Here is a 25,983-nt window from a genome sequence, read left to right on the forward strand (position 1 = left end):
AAATTAATGAATAACAATGGTGTAATGTAAGTCCAGTCAAAGATTATATATCTCCTATTTATATGACAATTTTGGTGCTATTTTTATTCTTTTCTAGATAAAAATCTACCTAATAAAGAAGCGATACTTAAAGCCTTGACTATTGATTTAGGATTGGATGTGTTGTCAATTTCAATATTGAGGAGTTGTGCATATTTTACAGCTAGTTCATGTTTTGGGTTTAATTTTAGGGCTTGACGAATATAAACTTTAGCCATACCTGGAAAGTTTTGCTGAAAATGTACTACTCCTAATAAAGCATAATAATTACTGTTAGTTGGTTCTAATTTGATAGCATCACGTAGTTCTTTGACAGCTAATGACCATTGTGCTTGCTGTTGATACTGAATAGCTCGCTCATAGTGACGTTGAGCATAGTTAAACGGTTCAGCGAGAGATTCTTTTTGCTCTTCTGAAAATTTCAGATCAACTATTTTTACTTCTGGCATGGGAACAATGGAAGTAGAATCATAGGCGAAAGTTTGTGTTTCTAGAAAAGCATTATTGGGAAACGATAGGTAAAATAAATTTAATTTGTTTATATGTTTGGTGACATGATGAAAGTTTTCAAGGGACTTATATTGTCCTGATGCGTAGGATGTGATCGCCTGTTCATAGAAAAATTCTACTTCTTGTGCAGACATTGACTCAATATCAAGGTGTAGAGTATCTTTTAAGCTCATAATAACTTGATCACTCAATACTGATGCTTTTGACTTCAATTTATCCAAAGTATCATTACGTTTTTTTGCCAATTTTAATTGTTGATAGGCAGGGTTAACTAAACGGGTTAATATTATTTCTGCTAACCCTTGATCAGGTTTATTATTAATAATAAAGTTATCAGGATGTAACTGTTTAGCTAAAACATAATAACGTTTTGTAATTTGACGGTCATCAGCATTGACAGAAACTCCCAAAATAGAATAGGGATCAATAAGTAATTCGGGTATTTCTAATGGTAAGGATTTTTGCGGCATATTTTATACTATTTTTTAAAATTATAAGTAAATACTGGCAAAGACTATCAATTGGAAATAAAGTATATTTGTTTACTTAGAATCAAGATAAAAACGAATATATAAACTATCCTATCTCTAAGTGGGAATTGTAGAAGTTAATTTAGTTGTTCACGGAAGTCTGATCACTGTCAGCTAAATCCATACAATAATCGAGGTTATGTCTTTATTTTATGGACTTTGCCATATTGAGTTGAACTAAGTATGATGCAATTATAACTGTTTGTTTATAAAGATTCTGAAAATCGGGGATTGATAAAGACAATGTTAACTAAACGTAAAAGTCGGAGTATTGCTGCTATTTTAGCTTTTTCTGGGACGCTCACAATTTCAGGTTTACATAAATTTTACTTAGGACAACCATTGTGGGGAATTTTGTATGTGCTGTTATCTTGGACACCAATTCCCAAGGTAGCTAGTGCTATAGAAGGTGTTTGGTATTTAGCTCAGGATGAAGAAGCTTTTAATAGAAACTTTAATTTTGGTCAGTCTGTGGTCAAAAATTCATCACAGGTAAATAATCAAGTAGAATCTGTTGCTAATGCTTTGCGTGAGTTAGATGCTCTGCGTCAAGATGGCTTAATTTCTGAGTATGAATTCGAGCAAAAACGCCGTCAGATGTTAGACCAAATTTCTTGATCTAATTAATACCATTTAATACCATGAATAAGTGGCTACCGTTAAATCTCAAATTAAAACAGTTCCGTTCTAAACTACTTAATGATCCCTATTATCGTCTCCAATCTGGGGAAGAAGTGCAAATGGCGGCTCAATTGGGTATGTGTATTGATGCTAACCAAGCGACTGTAGATGACTGGTTGCGTTTACCAGGTTTATCTATTCACCAAGGGAGAACATTGGTTGAGTTATCAAAATCAGGAGTTAAATTTTATTGTATTGAAGATATTGCTGCGGCTTTGAGTTTGCCTGTGCAGCGATTAGAACCTCTGAAACCGCTACTAAATTTTAGTTATTATGATGAAGAATCCTTAGCTAACACTAGGCAAATAAATCCGAATACAGCAACGTTAGAAAATCTGCTCAAAATTCCTCTGATAGATTTAGCTTTAGCAAAAGCAGTGATAGAAAATCGGTTAGCTCATGGTTCTTATCGTAACTTAGTTGATTTTCAACAACGGCTAGAATTGCCTGGGGATGCGATCGCTCAGTTGATGTATTATTTACGGTTTTAAGTAGTTAATCAGCTATCAGCAGTCAAACTCTTGATCTAAAATATGCGGTAGCTTTTGACTAATAACTAATCACTAATCACTAAATTAAACCAATCCGATTTAAAGGCCAAAAACGGAAAATAGCACGGCCAATGATATTTTTTCTGGGTAGAAACCGCCAATAACGGGAGTCGTTGCTATCATTCCGGTTGTCTCCCATCACAAAAAGTTGATTTTCTGGAACTTCTACCGATGTAAAGGGTTGATTTGCTGGTTCAGCGATGTAGTCTTCTTGTATGGGTTGATTATTGAGATAAACTTTACCATTGACTATGCCAATTGTTTGGCCGGGGACAGCGATGACTCGTTTGATAAAGGCTTGGTTTTCATCATATCCACGTTCTTTCAATCCTGGTGGTGTGCGAAAAACAACGACATCACCATTTTTTGGTGGTTGAAGATGGTAGGATAATTTTTCTACTACTAAGCGATCGCCTATATGTAGAGTGGGATACATTGATTCTGATGGTATTAATCGGGGTTCAGCAACAAATGTCCTAATCAATAATGCTAAACCTAATGCGATCGCCATTAAACTTATATTTTCTTGCCAACCGCGCCATTTTTTTGTAGTTGTAGCAGTTTCTTGAATATTATTTTCCTGATGATTCATAGAATTTTGTAGCTAGTTGAAAATTTGCACTATTTTGACCATTATGACTCTCAAGGTAGAATTATTATTGTTTCGGTTCTGTACAAACCCATACAAATGATGAGGATATTCATCTATCCATAAATCACCAATAATTCAGAGTCCAAACTCTCTTGAGACTATTCCTGTATTGTTATTTCTTCTGTTTTCTGATTTAAGGTTTTATTAATATTATCATCATTATGATCTGAATTAGATTTTGCTTTCGCCGTGATTACCTCTGTAGGGCGGAGAATTTTATCACCCCAGCGAAAACCGCGCCGAACGACTTTAGTAATTGTTTGGTCTGGTACATCGGTTCTTTCCTCTTGATCTACGACGCGACAAAGATTAAAATCAGGTTCTCGATTAACTAATTTTATTGGTATCAGTTGACGTTTTCTGAGTACACTCAGAAATTTGCGGTTAACTGCGGCGATGGAACGCGGTAAACGTTCGATAAATTCTGGACTGGGTTGGGGATTATGTTCCAAATATCGTAGTAGTGCTTCTATCGCATCAGCTATTTCTAAAAGTTCCAAAAAGAAGTCTTCTGTTTCTGAAGTATTTTGAGTTTGTTGTTCTCGCAGAGACTGTTGTAATAGGACATTTTCTTTTTTAATGTCGCCAATTTCCTGCATAAGTAAATCACGCATTTCTTGGCTAATCACATAATTTGAGTTTAATTCAGACACGGTATACTTATTTAGATAAGATAGCTAAAATTTTGTTAGCCCAAGTATTAACTTGAGGATGACTATGATTAATTAAAGACTGGCAAAGGGTTATAGCTCTGTGTAATTGTCCACCCATTTGGTAGGCTTTAATTAAACAGATTTTTGCCTTTAGATAGTTTTGGCTATGGGTTTCTGTACAACCTTCACAGTAGTCTTCTAAATATTTTATCGCTTTTGGGTAACGTCCTTCTTTACAAGCGGCGACTCCAGCAGTAAATAATTCTGATAAAGATAGGGGTAAAGCGTTTCTTTCTTGTTTTTCTTGTTGAACAGCTTGAGCGATCGCCTGATCTAAACCATCAAATTCTGATAACAAAGTTAAGCTTAGTGCTGGTTTTTGTAAAGCTGATAAATCACTATACTTGAATTCCTTAATAGTAGGTAAAATTGGGCGTAAATAATCAGCAATAGTCCTTTCTTCCGGTTTCATCAAGCTCTTTTGAGCTTTAGCAATCACATCTACTGGATACTGTTTACGCTGAATAGCCACAGCCACAGCTTGAGTAATTTCTACTTTTGATGCGGCTTGAGATAAGCCTAAAATATCGTAGGGATTATATTCCATAATTTCATTTATATCTAAGTAATTTGGTCTTAAAAGCTATTTTTACAAAGCAAAATATCAGATATTTTTCGATATTCTAATATTAAAATATTATGAATCAACATAATTTTAAACTCCGGTAAATTTCTTGAAAAGCTGGTTCATGGGGACAAATTTCATAAGCCCAAAGTCCTAGTTGGAGAATTAATTCCTGGTCATGTAAGCGATTTTTTTGAATACCCTTAATTAACATATCTAAGAAAAACTCAGCAACAATATAACGAACTCGATCACGTTTGGAAAGTTTAGCTTTTCCCAGCATAGCCTCATATTGGCGAACTTGGAACAAGCGATTAATTTCTTTTATTTCCTGGGAAAGTTCAACATTATCTATCATGTCACAGACAATGGTATTATCTCTATCAATGATTTTTAATTCTTGCAGTTTTTCTAATGCTTGATTAAGGGAAATTTTTTCATTAACAATTTGCTGTCTAATCTCTTCCGCTTTATATTCAGTATAGTAACTTTTAACTGATTCACTTTTTGGTAAAATATCATAGCAGAAGTTGGCAAATTTTAAATGTTCATTAAATTCTAGAATAACTTGGCGTTGTAAATTAACAAGTCTCTCTATTTCCTGTTGCCAATCTTGATGGTATTTAAGTTCTTCCTTCGCTGACTGTAAAGGTGTAATTGCCAAGCGCCATCTTTGTTGTTGTAGCTGATAAAAACCTTCGTGATAATTAAGGAGTTGATTAGCAAACTCTTCCAGTTTATTTGTAGGCTGATTTATAGGTTTAATGTGAATTGCGCGTTGGATATCTCCTTCTAAACAAGCAGCTACAGCTAACCCCCAAGGGGTATAAAGGGAGCGAAGAAGATGATTATGATCAGGGATTTTATCAACTAACAGAGTTTGCCATGACTCTGAAAAATGATCATAACAACCAGGGGTAATATATAGATCATTAACTTGTAACCCTGAGTTTGATGGTTCACCCATTAATCTCAGAGCAACTAATTCACGACGATAGTAATCACGCAAATTTAAATAAACTTCAAGACTGGTATTTTTTACATTATCAATTGCTGCTTCTAAGCGACGTTTTAAATTTAATGATAAAGCCTGAAAATCCACAGGATCATTATCCAACCAAGGTAGATTTTTTAAGCTGTTATCTATATTGATGTTAGCTAAAGAAGTTGACAAAGCAGCGATAAATTCTATGAGATTTTCGGGGTGTGTTTGAGAATAATAATAATTAGCAACTACCCAATTATGTAAGTTATTAATATTGGGTTGGTAAATCCAATTTTCCTGTGTATATTTGGCTATGTTTGAGTAGTCATAACTTTGCCAAATTGATATTTCTAAACTAGGATGAATATATTCGTTGAGATTAGTCTCTACCAAGGCGTGAGTTGCAAATTTTTGCAGAAACTCTCTACTCAAATTTTGAGCTTCCTGTAAATTTCCTGCTGTCACTAAATCTTCTATTTTCTGAAGATATATGAGGTGTTGCTGTTGAGAAATACGGCTAATTATTTCTTTTTGGGCAGTGACTAGGGGAGTAGATATTTTTTCCCATTCCTGATATGCTGGTTGTATGTTACCTTGTTGCGCTAATACAAATCCCCTGAGATACGTAGCTTGCTGTCCTGTTAAGTCTTGTAAATAGAAAAGTGCATTTTCCCAATCTTGCATTTTTATAGCTACTAAACCCAAGCGAAGTTGACAATCTGTAGAATTTGATATGAGCGTTTTTGCTTTTTCATAACAAGATTTAGCTGTAAAAAAATCACCTTTTTTTTCTGCTACTAAACCTTGAAAAAATATTTCTCTACCGTGAATTCTCAATTTAAGTTTTTTGAGTAAATCAAAGCCATCAGTGCGAGGAAAATTAATTAAAGCGTCTTCTAAAATAGAAATTGCAACCTTTAACCTACCTTCATTTTCAGCATTTCTGGCTTTTTCAAGGGCAGAATGATAATTTTCTTCTTGATAAACCTGACCTTGAATATCAGCAATAGCTTGTTGAACAAATTCATTTTTATAAATAAATCCCGCTTCTTTATAAATAGATATAGAACTTTTAAAAAAGCGATTAGCTGCTTGGGTTTTAGCTTGTTTTATTAATGATTGAAATTTTTGTCTTTGTGCTAATTCTTGTTGATATTTAGCAATTAATTCTGATATTTGCTGATCAACAATCACTTGATTAGAGAGATGATAAATAGCGATCGCACTACTAAGTGAGGTAATATCAAAAGGATCACCAGTGTCATTTTTTAGTATTGATTGAGCTTGATGAATTAGTTTATCTGCTTGATAAATTTGACTATGCCATTCTACTAACTGTTTTTCCAAACTCTCCCGCAAATTAGCAATTAAAAATTTACCTAACAATTTTTCCCATAGATTAGTTTTTTGATCCCAAAGATTTAATGCTGTTTCTGCAATGGTTACAGCTTCCCTTAGCTGCTTTTTTTGAGCTAGTTGTTCGGATTTTTGACTAGCTTCCTTGAGACTATCAAAGATATTCATTGAATTTTCTCCTGACAGTTAGGAATTTTTAATTTTTCTCCCACCTGAATAAAGTAGTTACGGCGATTTTCTAGACGAGGGTTAGCTTCTGCGATTAATCTCCAAGCACTAGCTTTACCACATACTTTTTCTGCAATTATACCTAAATTATCTCCACGTTTAACAGTATATAAATTTATATTTATATTTTTGTTATCCGCAACTGATTCTTGGTTAATAACTACGGCTGAATTGTTAGTAAATACATTATCACTATATTGATTTTTGATCAGGAAAAAACTACTTAAGGCGCCTAAACCAATACCTATGATGAGGATTAATAAAGCTAAGACTAATGTCCAGGTACTAAGTTTTCTTTGTGATATTGTTGTTTCTATTGGTGGCAATTCTTGAAGGCTGCGGATTAGAGTTAAATCTGTATCACAATTAGGGCAAGTTTTACCTTCAATTTCTTTGTATCCACAAACGGGACAGTCAATTTTAATATTCATTGTTTTAGCCCTGTCACAATGCTGTTACTTGGTATCTCTTGATGAAGCCAATGTTGTACTTCTGGTTGTAGTTCTGGTAATAAACGTTCTGCTTCTTTAACATCTCCATTTTTCATAGCCATTAATAAACGAGAGAGTTTATCAGACATCGCATTTGCTTGCGTTGGTGCTATGACTTTAGCTTGTTGAATTGCCATAATACAAGCTTGAACTACTTGTACTTCTTCCGGTAGTTTTTCTATTTCTTTTCTAGCTTCTTCACTGTAGTGTTTCATGCCAGAAAGATTATTATTATCAATAGCAGATTGTAATTCTTGACTGAGATTTTTTAGTTGTTCTTGCTGTGGCTGGAGAATCATAAAACTACATAGTTTCAAAATGCGATCGCAGTCTCCCACTAAAGCCTCGGCTTCTAGTCTTGCCGATGACATATTAACTTGGAATTTTTGCAGATTTTCCCCAGCTTGTGATAATAAATCCTGACTTTCTTCACCGGTGGTCGGATTAATAATTTGGTTAGCTAATTTGACTACAGGAACTGCTAATTTTAGGGCTTCTTCCACACCATAGGCAGTTAAATTTTGATCATTAAGTACATCTATCGCTGCTTCCAATTCTTGATATATTTTTTCATCTGCACGACCACGAGAAAATATACAACTAACTCTGATAGAGGGATCATTTTTTAATGTTGCTGTCATTCGCAAATCATTATTTTGTTCATCTAGTTCTAAATTCACCTGAATTTCTGTTCCGGCTGGATATTTTTCGTCTAAACTTAGCCACATTTCCCCAATTCTTTCGTTATGGGTGATTCCATCTAACTTTTCTTTGACTTTATCGGGACTAAAAAACTGAAAGTGAATTAGTCTTTGCCCTTCCGCTACTGTTTTGAAAGTGTATATTGGTGTCTGTACTGGTAAAATATCACCCTGACTAATTACCTGATATTTACCATCTGCTAATTCAATAAAATAATCACGGGATACTGTGGTAACTTTGTCGGTTTGTCCGGCTGCCACAATCGCCGCCCCTTCAGCTACTGCATACATTGGCCGGGGATGCAGGACAACTTTATGATCACCAAATGCTTGTTTAAGTTTGCGTTGTACTGTGGGAATTTGGGAAGAACCACCAACTAACAACACCATATCAACCATTTCTAAGTTATATTCCGCATACTCTAAAGCTTGGTAACAAATTTGTAGCGATCGCTCTACCAAGTCATCAATCATATCTTCAAACTGCTGCCTGGTGATTTCCACATCTAAAGGAATTGCTATTCCTAGTTCATCTAGTAACTGACTACCAGGAATAATCTGCGCCACTGTATATTTACTTAATTCTACCTTTGCCCTTTCTACGGCAATTTTTAAATCCGCATAAAAACGAACCTGCTGATAATAGGGCATTTTGGCTATCAAACCCTCAATATCTGCGATTTTCTCCTTTTGACTTACCTGCTCTTTCACAAACTTAATTAAACGTGAATCAATATCATCACCACCTAACCACAAATCTCCGGCTTTACTCTGCTCAATAAATGAAGTCCCCCCTGCTGTAATTACTGAGGCATCAAAAGTTCCACCACCAAAATCATAGACTAAAATCGTTTTTACATCATCACTATTCGGTGAAAACCCGTACGATATAGCTGCGGCAGTTGGTTCTGGTAATAATTCTAAGGGAGTTAGCCCAGCTTTCAGTGCCGCCGTGCGTGTGGCGTAGCGTTGTTTATCATTAAAATAGGCAGGAATAGTAATGACTACTTGATCAATTGCTTCCCCACTTTGACCAATTCCTTGAAAATAATCTTGGGCATTATCCGCTACCTTTTTGAGAATTTCCGCAGAAATATCCTCCGGTTGGTATTCTTTACCACCTAACCACACCGCTAGACTGTTATCTGTTCCCTGAGTTGGTTGGGCTATTTTATAACCAAATTCTGACTTTTGTTTTTGTACCGCCACATCCCCAAAACCTCTACCCATCAAGCGTTTAATGGAAATGATTACATTTTCTGGATTATGGCGTAACTGATTATACGCTTGCTCCCCCACCAAAAATTTTCCCTGATCTTCAGCAACCACGGAACGCGTCAGCTTTCTATCTGGTGGGGTATTATCTTTAGCTGTGACAACTTCTACTTCTACTAATTTAAAAGCAGCGACAGAGTTAGTCGTTCCTAAATCAATCCCGATTGCCTTAACCATTGTTATAATTCTTACCTATTATCTAATTTTGTGCAGATTTAGGTAGACTACCACTTAATAAACCACTATTTGAGAATACAAGTGACATCGTGTTATTTTCAACACTTAAAGTTGAGGAAGCGGAAGGAGAACATTTTCCGATTCTGACACAAATACCTTAATTCTCTTTAATTAGCCACAAATTACATAAATTGTCAACTCTGATTAATACATATCTTTTCTGGTAAACACTACCGGGTATTTACGCAAATTACGTAAGTATCCACAAAATTATATATTTTAAGTATTGATACAATGGAAACACTAAATAAATAAACTTATTGTTTCATTCATAAATGACTGTAAAACACTTAATTTATCTAAAACTTGGATGCTAACTTTTTACCTAAATCTACTAATGGCAATATGATCAATACAATCAAATACTTGCCACCAATGACTTAAAATAAACAAGTTTAAAAAACATAGCATTACTTACGCAAATAACGCCACCCAAAAGCTCCTCCTAAAATCAGCAAACTGTAAGCAGAATTGAATTCAAACGGAACAGGAGTAGTGTTTAGAGTCCCATTTAGTTGTATGTTATCAATCCGGTTATTTCCCGCAGCATTAGTAGCACCATTAAAAGTAATACGCAAGAAGGCTGTAGCAGCATTATCAAGAGAATTAACATTACTGAAGTCAAAAGTTTGTAGAGCAAAACTTGTGGCTGGGTTATAAGGATTTGTAGCGATGATTCCAGTGGATGAAAATGTAGTCCCATTAGTAGACCATTCAATCAAGTTGTTGTTGAAACCAGTATTTGTTCTTTGAGTTGCAAATGTGAGAATTGGGTCAGAATATGCAGAAAGATTAAACTCAAGTGTGATATTTCTGCCGTTATTGATATTGGATGCACCACCTTGTAAAGCAAGAGCATTACCAGCAGGATCGCTACCTACAGCATTGATTGTTGTCCCTGTAAAATAGGTAATGTTGTCAGTCACAAAATTACTGCTGAGAGTCCCATTACCTTGACTAGAATTGAAGTTGTTACTGTTAAAGTTCCAGGAATCTATAAAAGTTAGGGCTTTAACATCATCAGGAAAAACTATGTTAAAACCTACGGTAAGAGCCGAAATTAATAGAAAGTGTGTCTTTTCCAAAAAATTATTTGTCATGATCATTAATGCTAAATATTCTTTTGCCAAGATATCAATATTTTCGTTTTTAGGCAACCTATAATTTGATTCTGAATTACTCTTCTTATCTTCAGTAAATACACTATTGCTTATTCATTTATTTAAAGAATGATGATTTAAGCACTGTATGAATACAGAAACAAATAAAATAATTCATAATAGATTAAAGAATGAATTTAGATGAAAAATGTTACTACATCTTAGCACCTGGACTGAAGTCGAAGCTTATTTACAGCAATCTCAGGGAATTATTATTCCTATTGGTTCGACAGAACAACATGGCCCAACTGGTTTAATTGGAACTGATGCTATTTGTGCAGAAGCTATATCCCGTGGTGTGGGTGACGCAACAGCAGCGATGGTTGCACCGACTATCAATGTCGGTATGGCATTACATCACACAGCTTTTCCCGGTACAATTAGTTTTCGTCCCAGCACTTTAATTTTAGTAATACGAGATCATATAACTTGTTTAGCCAAATTTGGTTTTACTAAGTTTTACTTTATTAATGGACATGGTGGAAATATTGCTACTATGAAAGCGGCTTTTTCGGAAACTTATGCACATTTGGAAGATTTAAAAATCAATAATTGCCAACAAGTACAATGTCAAGTGGCTAATTGGTTTATGTGTGGTTCTGTATATAAACTTGCTAAAGAATTATACGGTGATCAAGAAGGTTCTCATGCTACTCCTAGTGAAGTAGCTTTGACTCAATATGTTTATCCAGAAGCTATTAAAAAAGCTCCTCTGTCTTCAGAAGTAGCAAGTGGACACAAAATCTATGGTGCGGCTGATTTTCGTTCTCGTTATCCCGATGGCCGCATGGGTTCAAATCCTGATTTAGCAACTCCAGAACATGGTAAAAGATTTTATGATTTGGCAGTTGAAGAATTAAGTAAGGGATATTTGGAGTTTGTAAGTTAGGAATAAAATCTGTAGGGATGATTCACGAATCGTCTCTATATTCAAATAAATCAAAGGTGCTGGATAATAAATTTATTAATATGTCTGAATCAGGATGTCCAGGATTTGAGGATTTACAGGATTGAGGTTTTTGATTTCTGGTATTTAGTTATTTGCAAGTAGATAATTTAAGTATTTGGGAACAGTTTAGCAGATTATAGATTATGCGATACCTTCGGTGAGCTTAACTATCGCCAAATATCAATTATATTTAATTTTTATCCCGGTCTATCTGCTAAGAGCAAAAATTCATACTTTTATTCCTAATTAACCCTAACTATTTCTCTCATTCCCAAAAATATCAAACTTTTATCTAAAATTATCCGTTCTCCGATTTCTGGAAATTGCTCTTTTAAATAACTTCCCAACAACTTACTATCTCCTCCAGTAATAGCAATTTTACTATCAGGAAATAACAATAACCAATGAGCGATAAAATCCTTAATTCCTGCTAACAAAGTATAGATAATTCCGCTTTGAATTGCCGATTTTGTATCTAAGGCAAATCTTGGTGGTAATTCCTGAACTTCCCCAACTTTTAATAATGGTAATTGTCCGGTTTTTTGTCCTAAGCTGGAAAATTGTAAACCTAATCCTGGTAAAATTGCCCCACCGATTAAATTTTGATTTGCGTCTGCACCGGTAAAAGTTAAAGCTGTTCCTGCGTCAATTACTAAAATAGGAAAACCATAAACTTTACCTCCACCAAATACAGCTAAAGCTCGATCAATTCCCAATGTAGAATAAATTCTCCCTAAAGATATTTGATCTAAAGTAATAAATTCTGCATTTGGGTAATTTTGCCATTTTGTGGTTTGTGTGGGAACTACGGAAGCGATGAGGAGAGGGGGTGAGGGAGTGCGGGGGTGAGGGGGTGAGTTTTGTAAATGTTCTGTATCCCAGGTAGTATTAAGTTCACCGTTGATAAATAACCCCCAGTGGAGACGGGAGTTACCAATCATCAGTGTTAATAAAAAATTATCAATAGGTTTTAATTTTCTGTTCTGGTTCACACTTTTAAATTTTTTAAGTGAGTGATATGTTTTTTAAGAAAAAGTTATATTCAAGCCGTGTCACAATAGGAGGAGAGGAATAAATACTCAATTTTATTAAGGAGGGGAGTTATGGTATTACTCACCGATAGAAATGGACAGGGAAACCCTACTCCAGCAAAACGACTAACTATACAGACTGTAGAGATTGACCAGGATACCACAGCTATTCGTTCTTTGGACTGGGATCGCGATCGCTTTGATATTGAGTTTGGTTTACAAAACGGTACAACTTACAATTCTTTTCTGATCCGTGGTGAGAAAACTGTTCTTGTTGATACATCCCACGAAAAGTTTCGTCAACTATATTTTGATACATTAACAGGTTTAATCAATCCCCAAGATATTGATTATTTAATTATCAGTCATACCGAACCAGATCACAGTGGTTTAGTTAAAGATTTGCTGCAAAAAGCACCTGATATTACCGTTGTCGCTTCTAAAGTTGCAATTCAATTTTTAGAAAATTTAGTACATCAACCTTTTAAAAGCCGTATAGTTAAAAATGGCGATCGCCTAGATATTGGTAATGGTCATGAATTTGAATTTGTGATTGCCCCTAATTTACACTGGCCTGACACCATTTTCAGCTTTGATCACAAAACCCAAATTCTCTACACCTGTGATGCTTTTGGAATGCACTATTGTTCCGATCTCACCTTTGATGAAAATTTACCAGAAATTGAAAAAGACTTTAGATATTACTACGACTGCTTAATGGGGCCAAATGCTCGTTCTGTGTTATCTGCCTTAAAACGGATGGCAGAATTGAAAACTATCAAAATGGTAGCCACTGGACACGGACCCCTATTATCTCACAATGTTGATGAATTAATTGGACGTTATCGCCATTGGAGTCAAAACCAAACCAAAGCAGAAACCGTAGTTGGGGTATTTTACGTTTCTGAATATGGTTATAGCGATCGCCTAGCTCAATCCCTCACTAAAGGTATCGTGAAAACGGGTGTAGCCGTAGAAATGGTTGATTTGGGGGGAGCAGTTGATTTACAAGAGTTACGGGAGCTTACAGGACGCTGTGCAGGAATAGTTGTGGGTATGATTCCTGTTTCCAGCAACCCTAATATTCAAGCTGCACTCAGCACAGTGCTAGGATCAGCAACGGAAAAACAAGCCATTGGCATCTTTGAAACCGGTGGTGGCGACGATGAACCCACCTATCCTCTATTAAATCAATTCCGGGCTGCGGGTTTAAAAGTAGCTTTTCCTGTAATTGAAATTCGGGAAACACCTACAGATAACACCTACCAAAAATGTGAAGAAGCGGGAACAGATTTGGGACAATGGGTGACAAGAGACAAAAGCATTAAAGCCATGAAATCTCTTGATGCCGAATTAGATAAAGCAGTAGGAAGAATTAGCGGCGGTTTGTATATCATCACTGCCAAAAAAGGCGATGTCTCCAGTGCGATGTTAGCCTCTTGGGTGAGTCAAGCCAGTTTTAAACCTTTAGGATTTTCCATTGCAGTAGCCAAAGATCGGGCAATTGAATCATTAATGCAAGTAGGCGATCGCTTTGTTCTTAATGTACTCGAAGAAAGCAACTATCAACCATTAATGAAGCACTTCTTAAAACGATTCGCTCCCGGTGCAGATCGTTTTGAAGGCATAAAAACCCAACCGGCGGAAAATGGCGCACCCATTTTAAGTGATGCTCTAGCTTATATGGAATGTGAAGTCATGAGCCGGATGGACTGTGGCGATCATTGGGCAGTGTACAGTACAGTTTATGCTGGTAGAGTCTCCAAACCCGAATCATTGACAGCGGTTCACCATCGGAAAGTTGGTAATCACTATTAAAATTCAACTCCTTGTCCCCTCTCCTTTCTTGTTCCCCCTCCTCGCTTGCGGGGAGGGGGTTAGGGGGTGGGGTTTTATAACTCTGGGGAAAAACCAACAACTGCACAAAACTTCAACCCAAAAATCAATTTCTAATCATGCCAGATCAAGACTGCATAAATAAAACAGGTGTTTCTGTTCCTTGGCAAAGTTCACCACAACTCTGGGAAAAACTGAAACCTTTAGCCAGACAAATGCGGAAAGAATCTACATTAGCAGAAAAGCTACTTTGGCAAAGATTAAAAAACAAACATTTAGGTTTTAAATTTCGTCGTCAGCAAGTTATTGATCGGTTTATTGTTGACTTTTACTGTCATGAAATAAAATTAGTGATTGAGGTAGATGGAGAAATTCACAATTACACTCAAAAAGAAGATGCTATTCGACAAGAGTTTTTAGAGTCTTTGGGTTTGCAGGTGATCAGATTTAAGAATGAAGATGTTTTATTAAATATAGAGGGGGTTTTAGAAAAAATTTTAGTGGCAATAAAACCCCACCCCTAACCCCTCCCCGCAAGCGAGGAGGGGGACAAGAGATTAGTATTAATTTTTTTAAGGAGATAAAACTATGTCAGCAACTAAACCCCGCGATGTGCAAATATTACCAGTTGGTACAAATACAACCATATTAAGATCCCGCAGTTGGGCAAGATTAAGATTTGAAATAGAATATGCTTTAGCTAAAGGTACAACTGCCAATTCTTTTATCATTCAAGGTGATAAAATTGCTGTTATTGATCCTCCTGGGGAAACTTTTACAGAAATTTATTTACAGGCTTTACAAGAAAGGATTGATGTGAAAAAAATTGACTATGTAATTCTTGGTCATATCAATCCTAACCGTGCTGCAACATTAAAAGCTTTACGAGAAATTGCTCCCCAAATTACCTTTGTTTGTTCTAATCCAGGTGCAATTAATTTACGCACTGCTTTGGAAAATGAAGAGTTACCAATTTTGGTCATGCGGGGTGAGGAAAGTTTAGATTTAGGTCAAGGACATAACTTACAATTTATTCCCACACCTAACCCCCGTTACGCTGATGAACTTTGTACATGGGATCCCCAAACAAATATTTTATTTACTGATAAAATCTTTGGAGCGCACATCTGCGGTGATCAGGTTTTTGATGAAGGTTGGGAAACTTTTAATGAAGATAGACGTTACTATTTTGATTGTCTCATGGCTCCCCATGCCAGACAAGTAGAAACAGCCTTGGAAAAATTCGCAGATTTGCCTGTAAGGTTGTATGCTACTGGTCATGGCCCTTTGGTGAGATACGCTTTACAGGAACTGACAGAATCTTACAAACAATGGATTAAACAGCAGACTAACGCTGACATGAGCGTGGCTTTGATTTATGCTTCTGCTTATGGAAATACTGCAACTTTAGCCCAGGCGATCGCCCGTGGTATAACTAAAACAGGTGTGAGTGTAGAATCAATAAATTGCGAATTTGCAGATCCTGAAGAAATTAAAACCGCAGTGGAAAGATCCGCAGGTTTTATTATTGGTTCTCCAACTTTAGGCGGCCATGCACCCACACCGGTACAAACCGCTTTAGGTATTGTGTTATCAACAGCAACAAACAACCAATTAGCAGGTGTTTTCGGTTCTTTTGGTTGGAGTGGGGAAGCCGTTGATTTAATCGAAAGTAAACTCAAAGATGCAGGTTACAGATTTGGTTTTGACCCTATCCGCGTTAAATTCAAACCCAATGAAGTCACTTTACAAACCTGTGAAGAAGCAGGAACAGATTTTGCTCAAGCTTTAAAACGCGCTGCCAAGAAAACTGTCGTTGCTAGACAACCTGCGAGTAATGTTGAACAAGCAGTGGGTAGGATAGTTGGTTCTTTGTGTGTTGTCACCGCTACCCAAGGAGATGTGAAAACAGGAATGTTAGCATCTTGGGTAACTCAAGCTAGTTTTAATCCTCCTGGTTTAACCATTGCGGTAGCTAAGGATAGAGCGATGGAAAATTTAACCCACACTGATAATAATTTTGTCGTTAATATCTTAGCTGAAGGTCGGGAAATACGTAAGCACTTTATGAAGGTTTACGCCCCTGGACAGGATAGATTTGCTGGTTTAGATACCACAGAAGCTAATAATGGCGGTGTGATTTTAAATGGTGCTTTATCTTACTTAGAATGTACAGTGCAAAACCGGATGGAAGTAGGTGATCATTGGTTGGTTTATGCCACTGTGGATGATGGTCAGGTGTTAAATCAAGATGGTGTAACTGCTGTGCATCATCGTAAATCGGCGAGTTATTATTAATATCAACGCCATTACAAAAATATAACGTAGCGATCGCAATTCTAAATTTTATCATCTACAGGCGATCGCATCCCTCCCCCCAAATATCGCATTTTTGGAGATTAGACAAAGATGATGTAAATACGATATGCAAAAAATAAAATGATTAAACCGTGTATAATCCCTCGTTCCCAGACTCCGGCTGGGAATGCCTACCAGGAGGCTCTGCCTCCAAACCCAGAATACAAGCCACTTTACCCGATTTTGTCGTGGTAGTTGAGTCAGAGCTTCATCAACTGCATTCCTAGTCAGAGACTAGGAACGAGGAAAGGGCAAAGAGAAAAATATTTTATTATATAAACAGTTGACAAATATAATATACTATTGCTATATTGTGTTTACATAATAAAATAAAAAAAGGGCAGAATGCTGGTGATAGCAGTCCACCCATGTTTTTATTTAGCACGCAAATAGCGAAGTTAGTGCAAGTAACTTGATTTTCGTGCTGTTTGTTAGTTATCTACTTGAACTTTTCAACGATAGCCAAAACCGTTGTAGTTAAGGAATCTGCCTTTTGAAAAATAAAGGCAACAACAAGCAAGGCTAGTATAACTAGCAACATTTTCAGTATCACAATTTTCTCCTTGTGAATATAAGTTAAAGTGAATATATATTGCAAAATTATATCAGCGTCCTGGTAAACATCAGGTCGTGATTTTTTGCTGAGTATTCATTTGTTAGTGTAGCATATCAAATGTAAAAAATATCAATTTTTTTGCCAGCACCATTAGTACAGCGTGTTAAGAACTACAAAATTACCAAAGTGTGTAAATCTAGTTCTCAAGTAATAAAATTAGCACTGGATTTATTGCAATATCAAGAATTAGAACAAGCATTATAGTGAAATTGACATTTCTTTTTTACAGCCGTTATGTATCAAACAGACCCACCGCGTTCTGCTCAGGAATTCCTACCGACAATGTATGATTTACCTAGCGAAGATCCAGAAGAACCCGGTTTGCCAGACGAATTTCATCTTTTACAACCGCAGTTATTACGGGAAACTTTTTGTCCGTCAAACTTCCCAGAAAATCAGGTATTTATCGCCACAGACCTAAATCTTTACTACGATGTTCATCATCCATTATGGTATAAACGCCCTGACTGGTTTGCTGTCGTTGATGTCCCCAGGTTGTATGCACAAAAAGAACTGCGGCTGAGTTATGTAGTTTGGCAAGAAGGCGTTAATCCTTTTGTAGTGGTAGAATTTACTTCACCAGGAACAGAAAAAGAAGATTTAGGGAGAACCTTACGAGATGCTAGTCAACCTCCAACTAAGTGGGAAGTTTACGAACGAGTTTTAAGAGTACCCTATTATATAGTTTTTGATCGTTACACTGACCAGTTAAGAGCATTTCAATTACAGGGAAGTAGTTATGCTGAATTGGAAATCAATCAACTGCGTGTATGGCTAAATGATATTGAATTAGGTTTGGGACTGTGGCAAGGTGTCTATGAAGGCATTGAACGGCAGTGGTTACGCTGGTATGATGCTTCGGATAACTGGGTTCTCACACCGGCAGAACGGGAAAGAAAACAAGGGGAGCGAGAAAGAAGACGTGCAGAAAGATTAGCAGCACAATTACGCGCTCTTGGTGTTGAACCTGATTTTGGTGACGATGAAGAGGGTTAAATGGCTGACATAGAAAATGGTTTACGTTTAGGTTGGTTAATTAACCCCGAAGATAAAAAAACAGAAATTTACCGAATTGGAAAACCTGTAGAAATAGTCCAACTTCCTGCAATTCTTTCTGGAGAAAATGTTTTACCAGAATTTGAATTACAACTGTAAATCAAAAGCTAAAATAACAACCAAAAAAGAAACCCATCCCGGATTCGGAATAGGCTACTTGTATTTTTTATGGTTTAATTATTTGTGGAAAACTTAGTAGCGACCACGACGACCACCACCACCACCACCACCACGATCTTCCTTTGGCTTCGCTTTATTCACTTTTAAGCCACGTCCCATCCATTCAGCACCATCTAGTGCTTCAATAGCGGCAGTCTCTTCTTCTTCCGAACTCATTTCTACAAAGGCAAAACCGCGTACACGGCCTGTTTCCCGGTCAGTAGGAATTTGAACCCGTTTTACAGAACCATATTCTGCAAATACCTGAGTCAAATCTTCGGGTGTAACTTCGTAAGAAAGATTACCTACATAAACTGACATAAAATGTCTCCAAAATCACAAGTTTGTAGAGATTTAGATTTCGGAGAGCAGTCTGTAAATACCACAAGTAAAAAGCCTGTCAATACTAACAACAAAACGCTAATCGCCGAATTAATTCTCTCCTTAATAATGACACATAAATTAATTTTTTGGAGCGAGACTTGACAAAATTTTCAGAAATTCCTGAAAAAGTTGGTCATTCATCGGGGTTTTCATTCAGGTTGGTAGCTCAAACAGCTAACTAATACCTATTACATTTATTCCTGCTAACATGATTGACAGTACCAACCCAAAACAAATCATTTTGTCTAGATGCGCTTTTCTAGGTATTGCCCAATCATTAGCTGCTCACCAGCACGAGAAATAATAGTTTGTCTGGTGCGGTATTTATCGCCGATGAGTTTTATTTCTTCTTCAAAGAGTGAATTATGATACTCAGTTCGTAAACAAAGCGTATTCAAGTTAGGGAAGTAGTATTGAGCAGTCACTGGTTTAGTAGTTGCAAAGCCACGATCACGATATAAAGTATTACCTTCTGCTCCAAATACAGTGATACCTGCTGATTCCTGCTGAGTTTTGTTCAAATCAATGCTTTGCCAACTTACTTTAGCCCCACAGATTAAGCTATTTAAATCAGTTAAATTATGTAACTGCGCTAGTTGTCGCAGTTCATCATCCCCCTGTGGCAAAAACTGGACAGTGATCATACTTACCATTTCCTTTGTTTCTCCTTGGGGCAAACTATAATAACGTCTTTCAGAACGCCATTGACCTACAGATGCTTGGAAAAACTCAGAAATCTGCTGTTCATCAGCGGTTTGGGCAATTTTGAGTAGTGATGTCACTTGTTACCTCACCTGACAATTAATATCTTGCTTTTTTGTAGCTGTAACCCCTGTTGTACTACGATTTGCAGATTCGTATATTGTATTTGGGATACAAAAGCAAGATTTATTTAATATTCTTAATATATACGCAAAATTATTTTTGCATTTGTTCATGACCAGGAAACAGTTCCTGATTCAAACTTGTACTTTCTTGGGTAGCAGCAATTGTAGTTAGTAAAATACCCAGACCAATTCCTAAAGCAAATAGAGGACGTTTAAGAAGAACTAAGTCTCTAACTATTCTGGCTAAAGGTCTACTTTGACGACGTAGTGCTGAAGAAATCATCATAGTCTTCCAAGTAAATGGATCTCTGACGTAGTGACCGCTTTGGGAAACTACGAGTTTTTCCTGACAATACGGACAAGTAAATAAACCGATGTAGGTCTTAACAGGCTTTGTTCTGCTATTTCTTTGGCAGATTGGACAGCTAACATAATTATTATCAAATGTGTGTATATTCATCTATAACATCCGTTTAGTCCATTTAATTGCTCTATCAATATAACTATATTCACTAACTACACTAAGGTGCAGCTTTTAGTAGAGAAGGTTTGTGTAGGCATTAACCTCTGTTTACTATTTACCTATTCTCTGCCACCTAACTGGCAAATCATGCTACAAAATTTAAGAGTAGGAAGAGTAAGAATTGATTTTTGTGTCCATAACTCTATTATTCCACCAGATAGGTTCATAGTTATAACTAACAACGTGGCCTAATTAATAATTCTCTCTTATTGTTACCCTCTGTGATCACCATAATTTGCATTACTTGTTTAGTTTTACCAAAACTTTATCAATCAAGTTGATTCAGTATAGTTGCCTGGTTACTAAATCATGTTTCACAATAATAATTACCCAATAAAAAATTAAATTTTCTCTTACATTTACCCCGTCTCTCCATGACTCTATTGCCTCCTACTCAACTGAAGAAGGTGACGGAAAGACCTGCTCTTCCCATACCTTCGACTCCTCTAACTTATCTGATCAATCGTTTTCAACCATCACCGGAAACCATAGTGCTGTTTTTAGCCATCTTAATCGGTGGTAGTACGGGCATGGGTGTAGTCACATTTCACTATTTAATTCACCTCATTCATGTTCTGTTGTTAGAAAATTTCATGGGACTGATAGGAGTCTGGGGTGCTTGGACTTTAGCCTGTGTCCCCATTCTGGGGGGAATTGTTGTGGGTTTAATGCGTTGGCGCACACACGATTTTGGGCCTGGGCTTTCATCTTTAATTGCTGTTTCCCAAGGTCGAGAAGTTAAACAACAATTAAGACCTGTGACTAAAATGATTGCAGCTGCTGTTTCTTTAGGTAGTGGTGCATCCTTGGGTCCAGAGGGTCCTAGTGTGGAAATTGGTACTAATTTTGGGGTTTTGTTGTCGGATGTACTGCAAGTTTCCCAAGAAAGACAGCGGTTACTTTTGGGTGCTGGTGCTGCGGCTGGTTTAGCGGCTGGGTTTAATGCTCCCATTGCTGGGGTGTTTTTTGCTCTGGAGGTAGTTTTAGGTGCTACTTCCTTTGCCACTTCTGCTGTGAGTGTTGTATTACTTGCTGCGGTTGTCGCTGCTTTAATTGCCCAAATTGGTTTGGGTTCTCAACCTGCTTTTGCTTTACCTGCTTATCAAGTCCGTAGTCTGTGGGAACTACCTCTTTATGTGGGCTTGGGTTTGGGTGCAAGTTTAGTTGCTCTAGTTTATAAACAGGCGATTCAGTTAGCTAAAGATTTTTTTGCTGGTAAGTTGCAAAATTTTGAATTTTTGGGCAAGATTCCTAAACCTGTTCAACCGGTTGTTGGTGGTGCTGTGGTTGGTTTGGTGGCTTTGCAATACCCACAAATTTTGGGTATTGGTTATGGAACTGTACAAGGAATGTTGCAAGATCAGGAGTTTTCTTTAAATCTATTAATTATACTCATGGTCTTGAAAGTCGTGATGACTGCCGTTAGTTCTGCTAATGGTTTTGTTGGTGGTTTGTTTGCCCCAGCGATGTTTTTAGGTGCTTCTTTTGGATCTGCCTATGCTAAATTTTTGGCTTTGATAGTGCCAGCAATTGCTGAATATATGGCTGCTCCTCCTGCCTATGCCATGGTGGGTATGGCTGCGGTTTTAGCAGGGAGTGTGAGAGCGCCTTTAACGGCTATTATCATGTTGTTTGAATTAACCCGTGATTATCGAATTGTTTTACCTTTGATGGCAGCGGTGGGTTTAACTGTATGGTTAGTGGAGCGAATTAAACCAACTGCTAATTCCAATTCTAATTTGCAACAGATTGGTCTTTCTGATTTAAAAGATGAACAGGTAGAAATTGTACAGCATATGTATGTGGCGGATGCAATGCACTCCTATCCTCAAAAAATGCCGATGAATTTGGGGGTTTTGGAAGCAGCAATGGAAATGATCCGCGATCGCATCCACACTGCTTTAATTGTTGATGACAATGATCTTCTAGTCGGAATTCTGTCTCTTGATGATATTAACCGGACTCTTTCTGTTTGGGAAAATTATCAAAATTACCCTGCTGAAATCAAGGTTAATTTATCTAGTCAAACAGTTTTTGATATCTGTACCACTGATCTTCTCTATGCTTGGCAAGATGAACCTTTATCTGAAGCTTTAGATCGGATGACATTACGTGGTTTACACCAGTTACCTGTGGTAGCTAGAGATAATCCTGACTGTATTTTAGGTTTACTAGAAAAAGATAAAATTGCGTTGACCTGTAATTTAGCTGCTACCCGTGAGGCCTTACAGTATTATTTACCTGCTTTGCCTACGACAGATATTGTCATCGGTCATTAGACAAGGATTCAGAACCAAGAACACAACAGAGATTGAGTGTCATGGTTAAATATTTTCAAGGAAATATTAGCTCTATTTCATGACATCACTCAATAACTTTGCTGGTTTTTGATGCCTTGAACTCCTAAATTTCACTCCTAAATTTCTAAGTTATTGGCTATCTGTGAGCAACTATTGGTCAGTTATTAAACTTAACAACTGATATTACGGGTTTAGCATTGCTAAACCCCCATAAATGATCACTGGCAAATAATCTGTAGTTAGGCTGTTTCTTCTACTTCAGCACCATCTTCTTTGTCTTCAGGATCTACTTGGCGTAGTCGAATGTGCTTTTTCCCTAAAGAGATTTCAAATTCATCTCCAGGTTTAAGATTCATCTGTTTTGTATAAGCTGAACCTATGAGTAAGTTATTATTCGACTGGACACTAATTCTATAGCTGGCACTACGTCCACCACGACCGTTGGCACTAGGTGAACTGTCCAACTCAATGCCTTCAGCATCAATTAGGGCATTTAAGAATTTCATCATATTGACGCGCTCTACACCATTTTTGGTAGTAGTATAGTAGCCGCACTGTTTAGCTTTATCTTCCTTACTTTCGTTCTCTAGCTCCTTAACTTTACTGAGTAGTTCATCACCGACAAGGGGTTTAATTTTGTTCTGTTTAGCCATCAACTTAGGTCGAAATTAAATGTTTGAAGTGGTTGAATCGAATTCATTTTAACTGATACTGAGCTAACAGGAAAGAATTCCTTTATTTTTTATCTCAGCATAGCTAAGTATATTACACTTATAGGAAAAATTGTTGCACAATTATCAATCTTGTCAAGTTTTTTTCTCAAAAAAATTCAGGTCATGCTGATATATATATATATAGTTTGTGGATTACTGGTAAACTGTATTTTGTTTAAGTTTTTTAAAGTCCCGTCAAAATTTGGTTGACTGACCAAGGATGATTCTCAAATCATTAGTCATTAAATTTTTACTATTGCCTATTCCTTATTCCCTCTCTTTCTATTCGCTGATCTATGAAACTAACAACCAGAGGACACTATAGTGTAAAGGCATTGCTAGATTTGAGTTTACAACCAAAATATGTACCTGCATCTGTCAGAGCGATCGCCAAGCGCCAAGATATTCCCGCACCTTATTTAGAGAAGTTACTGATGGAAATGCGTCGTGCTGGTTTAGTTAACTCAATTCGTGGTAGTGTAGGCGGCTATCAATTAGCAAAAAAGCCAGAACAAATTTCTATTGGGCAAATTTTAGAGGCTGTGGGCGAAAATTTAACTAATATACCTCTGAATAGTCAACCACCTACACAAGCAGAAGATTGGGTGACATTTACCCTCTGGCAAAGACTTAACCAAAAATTGAAGGAAGCTTTGTACAGTATTACTTTAGCTGATCTTTATTATGATGCCAGAAGTTGGCAAGCATCTTTAGGAGAAGAAGCAAGTTTTGTAGTTTAGTCATTTTTGAGATGACAGGTGAAAGGTTACAGTTTGTTGACTGTTTTATGAATGAAGTAAGCATTCAGTCGTCAGCAGTCAGCTAATAACCAGAAGTAGAAAAACTGAAGATGAGGTGCAAATTTATCATCAAAATTCAGAATTCATGATTTATTAGTCAGAATATCTGATCAAACTGTACATGATTGGATGGTAATTTGTGATATTGGTTTCACAAAGCTAACCGCTGTTAGCTCAATACTGACCTAATGACTGATCACTAATAACTAATGACTAATGACATCTATATACTAATTATTGCTGCTTTATTAGATTATCTAATTGGTGATCCTTGGGGTTGGCCGCATCCAGTACAAGTGATGGGGTTAACAATTTCTGGTTTCAGCAATTTTGTTTTCAAATATGCTCAGAATCCTCAAGTACAGCGCTTTGCTGGAATTGTACTAGCTATTATTTTGATAGTAGGCAGTGGTTTATCTGGCTGGTTAATGGTTCAAATTGCTAGATGGTTACATCCATTGTTAGGAATTGTGGTAGAAAGTATTCTTCTAGCTAGTTGCTTTGCTCTTCATAGTTTACGCAAAGCTGCTGTGGATGTTATTCAACCTTTAACCATGGGAAAATTAGACTCAGCACGGCAGATTTTAAGTAATTATGTGGGTAGGGATACAGAAAATCTGTCAGAAGCGGATATTTTGCGCGCGGTTCTAGAAACGGTGACAGAAAATGCTACTGATGGGGTAATAGCTCCTTTGTTTTATGCAATTGTTGGTGGTGTCATCCCATTTGTGGGATTAGTTCCTTTCGCTTTAGCATATAAAGCCAGTAGTACCTTGGATTCTATGGTTGGTTATCGGTCAGCACCTTATACTGATATTGGTTGGTTTAGTGCTAAGTTAGAAGACTTTTTAACCTGGTTTCCCTGTCGCTTGACTGTGATAACTTTGGCAATTTCATCATTAAAACCTTTATATGTTTGGCGTATTTGTTGCCGAGATGCGGTAAAAGATCCTAGTCCTAATTCTGGTTGGAGTGAATGCGCTTATGCTGCAACTTTGGGTGTGCAGGTGGGAGGAATAAATTTTTATGGTGGAGTAGCAAAACATAAACCGCTGCTAGGAGATGCGATTAATCCTATTACCTCAGATTCGATTGATAAAGCTTTGCAATTAACTCGATATTCTTTTCTATTATGGTTAGTCTTAGGCATATTATTGATTCATAATTCATAACTCAAGTCAGAATTCAGAATTAATTATTCTCCAGTCATCAAACATTATGTCTACTAAAGTCGTTGAAATTCTCTCAGCGGAAGAAATACGTCGTACTCTAACCCGTGTTGCTTCCCAAATTATTGAAAAAACACGGGATTTATCACAGTTGGTACTTTTAGGGATTTATACCAGAGGCGTGCCATTAGCTAATTTGTTAGCACGTCAAATAGAAATTTTAGAAGGCATTGATGTGGCTGTGGGTGCTTTAGATATTACTTTTTACCGTGATGATTTGGATAAGATTGGTTTAAGAACTCCTGCTAAAACTGAGATCCCTTTTGATTTGACTGGTAAAACTGTTGTTTTAGTAGATGATGTGATTTTTAAAGGTAGGACAATTCGTGCGGCTTTAAATGCGGTGAATGAGTATGGCAGACCAGAGGTAATTCGTTTAGCTGTATTAGTAGATAGAGGTCATCGAGAAGTACCTATTCATCCTGATTTTGTGGGTAAGAAATTACCTACAGCTAAAGAGGAAATTGTGAAAGTTTATTTGCAAGATGTAGATGAACGAGATGGGGTGGAGTTAATTGGTAATTAGGG

Annotated in this window: 25 protein-coding genes and 1 pseudogene; 13 read left to right on the forward strand and 13 right to left on the reverse strand. The window is 36.8% G+C overall.

Annotated features, from left to right (window positions below; translation table 11 throughout):
* Positions 1 to 83: 83 nt before the first annotated feature.
* Positions 84 to 1,019: a DnaJ domain-containing protein gene (locus tag WJM97_RS11680; RefSeq protein ID WP_353928979.1), complete on the reverse strand. Its 936-nt coding sequence runs from the start codon at positions 1,017 to 1,019 to the stop codon at positions 84 to 86.
* A gap of 303 nt (positions 1,020 to 1,322) precedes the next feature.
* Between WJM97_RS11680 and WJM97_RS11685 the strand changes: the two genes are divergently transcribed.
* Positions 1,323 to 1,697 carry an NINE protein gene (locus tag WJM97_RS11685; RefSeq protein WP_353928980.1) on the forward strand — a complete coding sequence of 125 codons (375 nt, stop codon included), beginning with the start codon at positions 1,323 to 1,325 and terminating at the stop codon, positions 1,695 to 1,697.
* Positions 1,698 to 1,720: 23 nt separating this feature from the next.
* The gene (locus WJM97_RS11690) at positions 1,721 to 2,251 is read left to right on the forward strand and encodes a ComEA family DNA-binding protein (protein ID WP_353928981.1); all 531 of its coding nucleotides are present in this window, start codon (positions 1,721 to 1,723) and stop codon (positions 2,249 to 2,251) included.
* 79 nt (positions 2,252 to 2,330) lie between these two features.
* Here WJM97_RS11690 and lepB read toward each other — a convergent pair whose 3' ends face one another.
* The 7 genes from lepB to WJM97_RS11725 form a co-directional block, all read right to left on the reverse strand.
* Positions 2,331 to 2,903 (reverse strand): signal peptidase I, encoded by a 573-nt coding sequence (lepB, locus tag WJM97_RS11695; RefSeq protein ID WP_353928982.1) that lies wholly within the window; start codon positions 2,901 to 2,903, stop codon positions 2,331 to 2,333.
* Positions 2,904 to 3,061: 158 nt separating this feature from the next.
* Entirely contained in the window at positions 3,062 to 3,616 is a 555-nt protein-coding gene (gene grpE / locus WJM97_RS11700) for a nucleotide exchange factor GrpE (protein WP_353928983.1), read from the reverse strand.
* Positions 3,617 to 3,623: 7 nt separating this feature from the next.
* Complete coding sequence (locus tag WJM97_RS11705) at positions 3,624 to 4,223, reverse strand: molecular chaperone DnaJ (protein ID WP_353928984.1); 600 nt, start codon at positions 4,221 to 4,223, stop codon at positions 3,624 to 3,626.
* 97 nt (positions 4,224 to 4,320) lie between these two features.
* Entirely contained in the window at positions 4,321 to 6,750 is a 2,430-nt protein-coding gene (locus tag WJM97_RS11710) for a peptidase M, neutral zinc metallopeptidase site (protein ID WP_353928985.1), read from the reverse strand.
* Positions 6,747 to 7,241, reverse strand: coding sequence for a LysM peptidoglycan-binding domain-containing protein (locus WJM97_RS11715; RefSeq protein WP_353928986.1), 495 nt, complete (start codon positions 7,239 to 7,241; stop codon positions 6,747 to 6,749). The genes WJM97_RS11710 and WJM97_RS11715 overlap by 4 nt, the downstream gene beginning before the upstream one ends.
* Positions 7,238 to 9,454 carry an Hsp70 family protein gene (locus tag WJM97_RS11720; RefSeq protein WP_353928987.1) on the reverse strand — a complete coding sequence of 739 codons (2,217 nt, stop codon included), beginning with the start codon at positions 9,452 to 9,454 and terminating at the stop codon, positions 7,238 to 7,240. Before WJM97_RS11720 ends, WJM97_RS11715 begins: the two co-directional genes overlap by 4 nt.
* A 470-nt stretch (positions 9,455 to 9,924) precedes the next feature.
* Positions 9,925 to 10,614 (reverse strand): hypothetical protein, encoded by a 690-nt coding sequence (locus WJM97_RS11725; protein ID WP_353928988.1) that lies wholly within the window; start codon positions 10,612 to 10,614, stop codon positions 9,925 to 9,927.
* 208 nt (positions 10,615 to 10,822) lie between these two features.
* On the opposite strand from WJM97_RS11725, the gene WJM97_RS11730 reads away from it, so the two are divergent.
* The gene (locus WJM97_RS11730) at positions 10,823 to 11,563 is read left to right on the forward strand and encodes a creatininase family protein (RefSeq protein WP_353928989.1); all 741 of its coding nucleotides are present in this window, start codon (positions 10,823 to 10,825) and stop codon (positions 11,561 to 11,563) included.
* 302 nt (positions 11,564 to 11,865) lie between these two features.
* Here WJM97_RS11730 and WJM97_RS11735 read toward each other — a convergent pair whose 3' ends face one another.
* Entirely contained in the window at positions 11,866 to 12,564 is a 699-nt protein-coding gene (locus WJM97_RS11735; RefSeq protein ID WP_353933156.1) for a pantothenate kinase, read from the reverse strand.
* Positions 12,565 to 12,726: 162 nt separating this feature from the next.
* Here WJM97_RS11735 and WJM97_RS11740 point away from each other — a divergent pair, with 162 nt between their 5' ends.
* The 6 genes and pseudogenes from WJM97_RS11740 to WJM97_RS11765 all read left to right on the forward strand — a co-directional run.
* The gene (locus tag WJM97_RS11740; RefSeq protein WP_353928990.1) at positions 12,727 to 14,472 is read left to right on the forward strand and encodes a diflavin flavoprotein; all 1,746 of its coding nucleotides are present in this window, start codon (positions 12,727 to 12,729) and stop codon (positions 14,470 to 14,472) included.
* A 137-nt stretch (positions 14,473 to 14,609) separates the two neighbouring features.
* Positions 14,610 to 15,014 (forward strand): DUF559 domain-containing protein, encoded by a 405-nt coding sequence (locus WJM97_RS11745; RefSeq protein ID WP_353928991.1) that lies wholly within the window; start codon positions 14,610 to 14,612, stop codon positions 15,012 to 15,014.
* A gap of 64 nt (positions 15,015 to 15,078) precedes the next feature.
* The gene (locus tag WJM97_RS11750; RefSeq protein ID WP_353928992.1) at positions 15,079 to 16,788 is read left to right on the forward strand and encodes a diflavin flavoprotein; all 1,710 of its coding nucleotides are present in this window, start codon (positions 15,079 to 15,081) and stop codon (positions 16,786 to 16,788) included.
* 754 nt (positions 16,789 to 17,542) lie between these two features.
* Complete coding sequence (locus WJM97_RS11755) at positions 17,543 to 17,668, forward strand: hypothetical protein (protein WP_353928993.1); 126 nt, start codon at positions 17,543 to 17,545, stop codon at positions 17,666 to 17,668.
* A gap of 30 nt (positions 17,669 to 17,698) precedes the next feature.
* The gene (locus WJM97_RS11760) at positions 17,699 to 18,460 is read left to right on the forward strand and encodes a Uma2 family endonuclease (RefSeq protein WP_353928994.1); all 762 of its coding nucleotides are present in this window, start codon (positions 17,699 to 17,701) and stop codon (positions 18,458 to 18,460) included.
* 9 nt (positions 18,461 to 18,469) lie between these two features.
* Positions 18,470 to 18,619 (forward strand): annotated as a pseudogene (locus tag WJM97_RS11765) (Uma2 family endonuclease); the annotation flags it as partial.
* A 93-nt stretch (positions 18,620 to 18,712) separates the two neighbouring features.
* Here WJM97_RS11765 and WJM97_RS11770 read toward each other — a convergent pair.
* From WJM97_RS11770 to WJM97_RS11780, 3 genes are all read right to left on the reverse strand, one after another.
* On the reverse strand, positions 18,713 to 19,000 hold the full coding sequence (locus tag WJM97_RS11770) for an RNA-binding protein (RefSeq protein WP_353928995.1): 288 nt from the start codon (positions 18,998 to 19,000) through the stop codon (positions 18,713 to 18,715).
* Between the two features lie 308 nt (positions 19,001 to 19,308).
* Positions 19,309 to 19,845: a phycobiliprotein lyase gene (locus tag WJM97_RS11775; protein WP_353928996.1), complete on the reverse strand. Its 537-nt coding sequence runs from the start codon at positions 19,843 to 19,845 to the stop codon at positions 19,309 to 19,311.
* A gap of 136 nt (positions 19,846 to 19,981) precedes the next feature.
* The gene (locus WJM97_RS11780; RefSeq protein ID WP_353928997.1) at positions 19,982 to 20,350 is read right to left on the reverse strand and encodes a hypothetical protein; all 369 of its coding nucleotides are present in this window, start codon (positions 20,348 to 20,350) and stop codon (positions 19,982 to 19,984) included.
* A 437-nt stretch (positions 20,351 to 20,787) separates the two neighbouring features.
* On the opposite strand from WJM97_RS11780, the gene WJM97_RS11785 reads away from it, so the two are divergent.
* Positions 20,788 to 22,692: a chloride channel protein gene (locus tag WJM97_RS11785; RefSeq protein WP_353928998.1), complete on the forward strand. Its 1,905-nt coding sequence runs from the start codon at positions 20,788 to 20,790 to the stop codon at positions 22,690 to 22,692.
* Between the two features lie 260 nt (positions 22,693 to 22,952).
* Here the strand turns inward: WJM97_RS11785 and WJM97_RS11790 are convergent, their stop codons facing one another.
* Positions 22,953 to 23,366: an AbrB family transcriptional regulator gene (locus tag WJM97_RS11790; protein WP_353928999.1), complete on the reverse strand. Its 414-nt coding sequence runs from the start codon at positions 23,364 to 23,366 to the stop codon at positions 22,953 to 22,955.
* 356 nt (positions 23,367 to 23,722) lie between these two features.
* Between WJM97_RS11790 and WJM97_RS11795 the strand changes: the two genes are divergently transcribed.
* The 3 genes from WJM97_RS11795 (at position 23,723) to pyrR (ending at position 25,981) form a co-directional block, all read left to right on the forward strand.
* Positions 23,723 to 24,166 carry an Rrf2 family transcriptional regulator gene (locus WJM97_RS11795; protein WP_353929000.1) on the forward strand — a complete coding sequence of 148 codons (444 nt, stop codon included), beginning with the start codon at positions 23,723 to 23,725 and terminating at the stop codon, positions 24,164 to 24,166.
* A gap of 269 nt (positions 24,167 to 24,435) precedes the next feature.
* On the forward strand, positions 24,436 to 25,398 hold the full coding sequence (gene cbiB / locus WJM97_RS11800) for an adenosylcobinamide-phosphate synthase CbiB (RefSeq protein WP_353929001.1): 963 nt from the start codon (positions 24,436 to 24,438) through the stop codon (positions 25,396 to 25,398).
* A 46-nt stretch (positions 25,399 to 25,444) separates the two neighbouring features.
* The gene (gene pyrR / locus WJM97_RS11805) at positions 25,445 to 25,981 is read left to right on the forward strand and encodes a bifunctional pyr operon transcriptional regulator/uracil phosphoribosyltransferase PyrR (protein WP_353929002.1); all 537 of its coding nucleotides are present in this window, start codon (positions 25,445 to 25,447) and stop codon (positions 25,979 to 25,981) included.
* The last annotated feature ends 2 nt before the right edge of the window (positions 25,982 to 25,983 follow it).

This window comes from Okeanomitos corallinicola TIOX110 (genome assembly GCF_038050375.1).
Lineage (GTDB): Bacteria > Cyanobacteriota > Cyanobacteriia > Cyanobacteriales > Nostocaceae > Okeanomitos > Okeanomitos corallinicola.

Bases quoted from the DNA above. Each gene is read 5' to 3' on its own strand.
- WJM97_RS11680 (WP_353928979.1), bottom strand. From the start codon at position 1,019: ATGCCGCAAAAATCCTTACCATTAGAAATACCCGAATTACTTATTGAT.
- WJM97_RS11685 (WP_353928980.1), top strand. From the start codon at position 1,323: ATGTTAACTAAACGTAAAAGTCGGAGTATTGCTGCTATTTTAGCTTTT.
- WJM97_RS11690 (WP_353928981.1), top strand. From the start codon at position 1,721: ATGAATAAGTGGCTACCGTTAAATCTCAAATTAAAACAGTTCCGTTCT.
- lepB (WP_353928982.1), bottom strand. From the start codon at position 2,903: ATGAATCATCAGGAAAATAATATTCAAGAAACTGCTACAACTACAAAA.
- WJM97_RS11705 (WP_353928984.1), bottom strand. From the start codon at position 4,223: ATGGAATATAATCCCTACGATATTTTAGGCTTATCTCAAGCCGCATCA.
- WJM97_RS11710 (WP_353928985.1), bottom strand. From the start codon at position 6,750: ATGAATATCTTTGATAGTCTCAAGGAAGCTAGTCAAAAATCCGAACAA.
- WJM97_RS11715 (WP_353928986.1), bottom strand. From the start codon at position 7,241: ATGAATATTAAAATTGACTGTCCCGTTTGTGGATACAAAGAAATTGAA.
- WJM97_RS11720 (WP_353928987.1), bottom strand. From the start codon at position 9,454: ATGGTTAAGGCAATCGGGATTGATTTAGGAACGACTAACTCTGTCGCT.
- WJM97_RS11725 (WP_353928988.1), bottom strand. From the start codon at position 10,614: ATGACAAATAATTTTTTGGAAAAGACACACTTTCTATTAATTTCGGCT.
- WJM97_RS11730 (WP_353928989.1), top strand. From the start codon at position 10,823: ATGTTACTACATCTTAGCACCTGGACTGAAGTCGAAGCTTATTTACAG.
- WJM97_RS11735 (WP_353933156.1), bottom strand. From the start codon at position 12,564: ATGATTGGTAACTCCCGTCTCCACTGGGGGTTATTTATCAACGGTGAA.
- WJM97_RS11740 (WP_353928990.1), top strand. From the start codon at position 12,727: ATGGTATTACTCACCGATAGAAATGGACAGGGAAACCCTACTCCAGCA.
- WJM97_RS11745 (WP_353928991.1), top strand. From the start codon at position 14,610: ATGCCAGATCAAGACTGCATAAATAAAACAGGTGTTTCTGTTCCTTGG.
- WJM97_RS11750 (WP_353928992.1), top strand. From the start codon at position 15,079: ATGTCAGCAACTAAACCCCGCGATGTGCAAATATTACCAGTTGGTACA.
- WJM97_RS11760 (WP_353928994.1), top strand. From the start codon at position 17,699: ATGTATCAAACAGACCCACCGCGTTCTGCTCAGGAATTCCTACCGACA.
- WJM97_RS11770 (WP_353928995.1), bottom strand. From the start codon at position 19,000: ATGTCAGTTTATGTAGGTAATCTTTCTTACGAAGTTACACCCGAAGAT.
- WJM97_RS11780 (WP_353928997.1), bottom strand. From the start codon at position 20,350: ATGAATATACACACATTTGATAATAATTATGTTAGCTGTCCAATCTGC.
- WJM97_RS11785 (WP_353928998.1), top strand. From the start codon at position 20,788: ATGACTCTATTGCCTCCTACTCAACTGAAGAAGGTGACGGAAAGACCT.
- WJM97_RS11790 (WP_353928999.1), bottom strand. From the start codon at position 23,366: ATGGCTAAACAGAACAAAATTAAACCCCTTGTCGGTGATGAACTACTC.
- WJM97_RS11795 (WP_353929000.1), top strand. From the start codon at position 23,723: ATGAAACTAACAACCAGAGGACACTATAGTGTAAAGGCATTGCTAGAT.
- cbiB (WP_353929001.1), top strand. From the start codon at position 24,436: ATGACTAATGACATCTATATACTAATTATTGCTGCTTTATTAGATTAT.
- pyrR (WP_353929002.1), top strand. From the start codon at position 25,445: ATGTCTACTAAAGTCGTTGAAATTCTCTCAGCGGAAGAAATACGTCGT.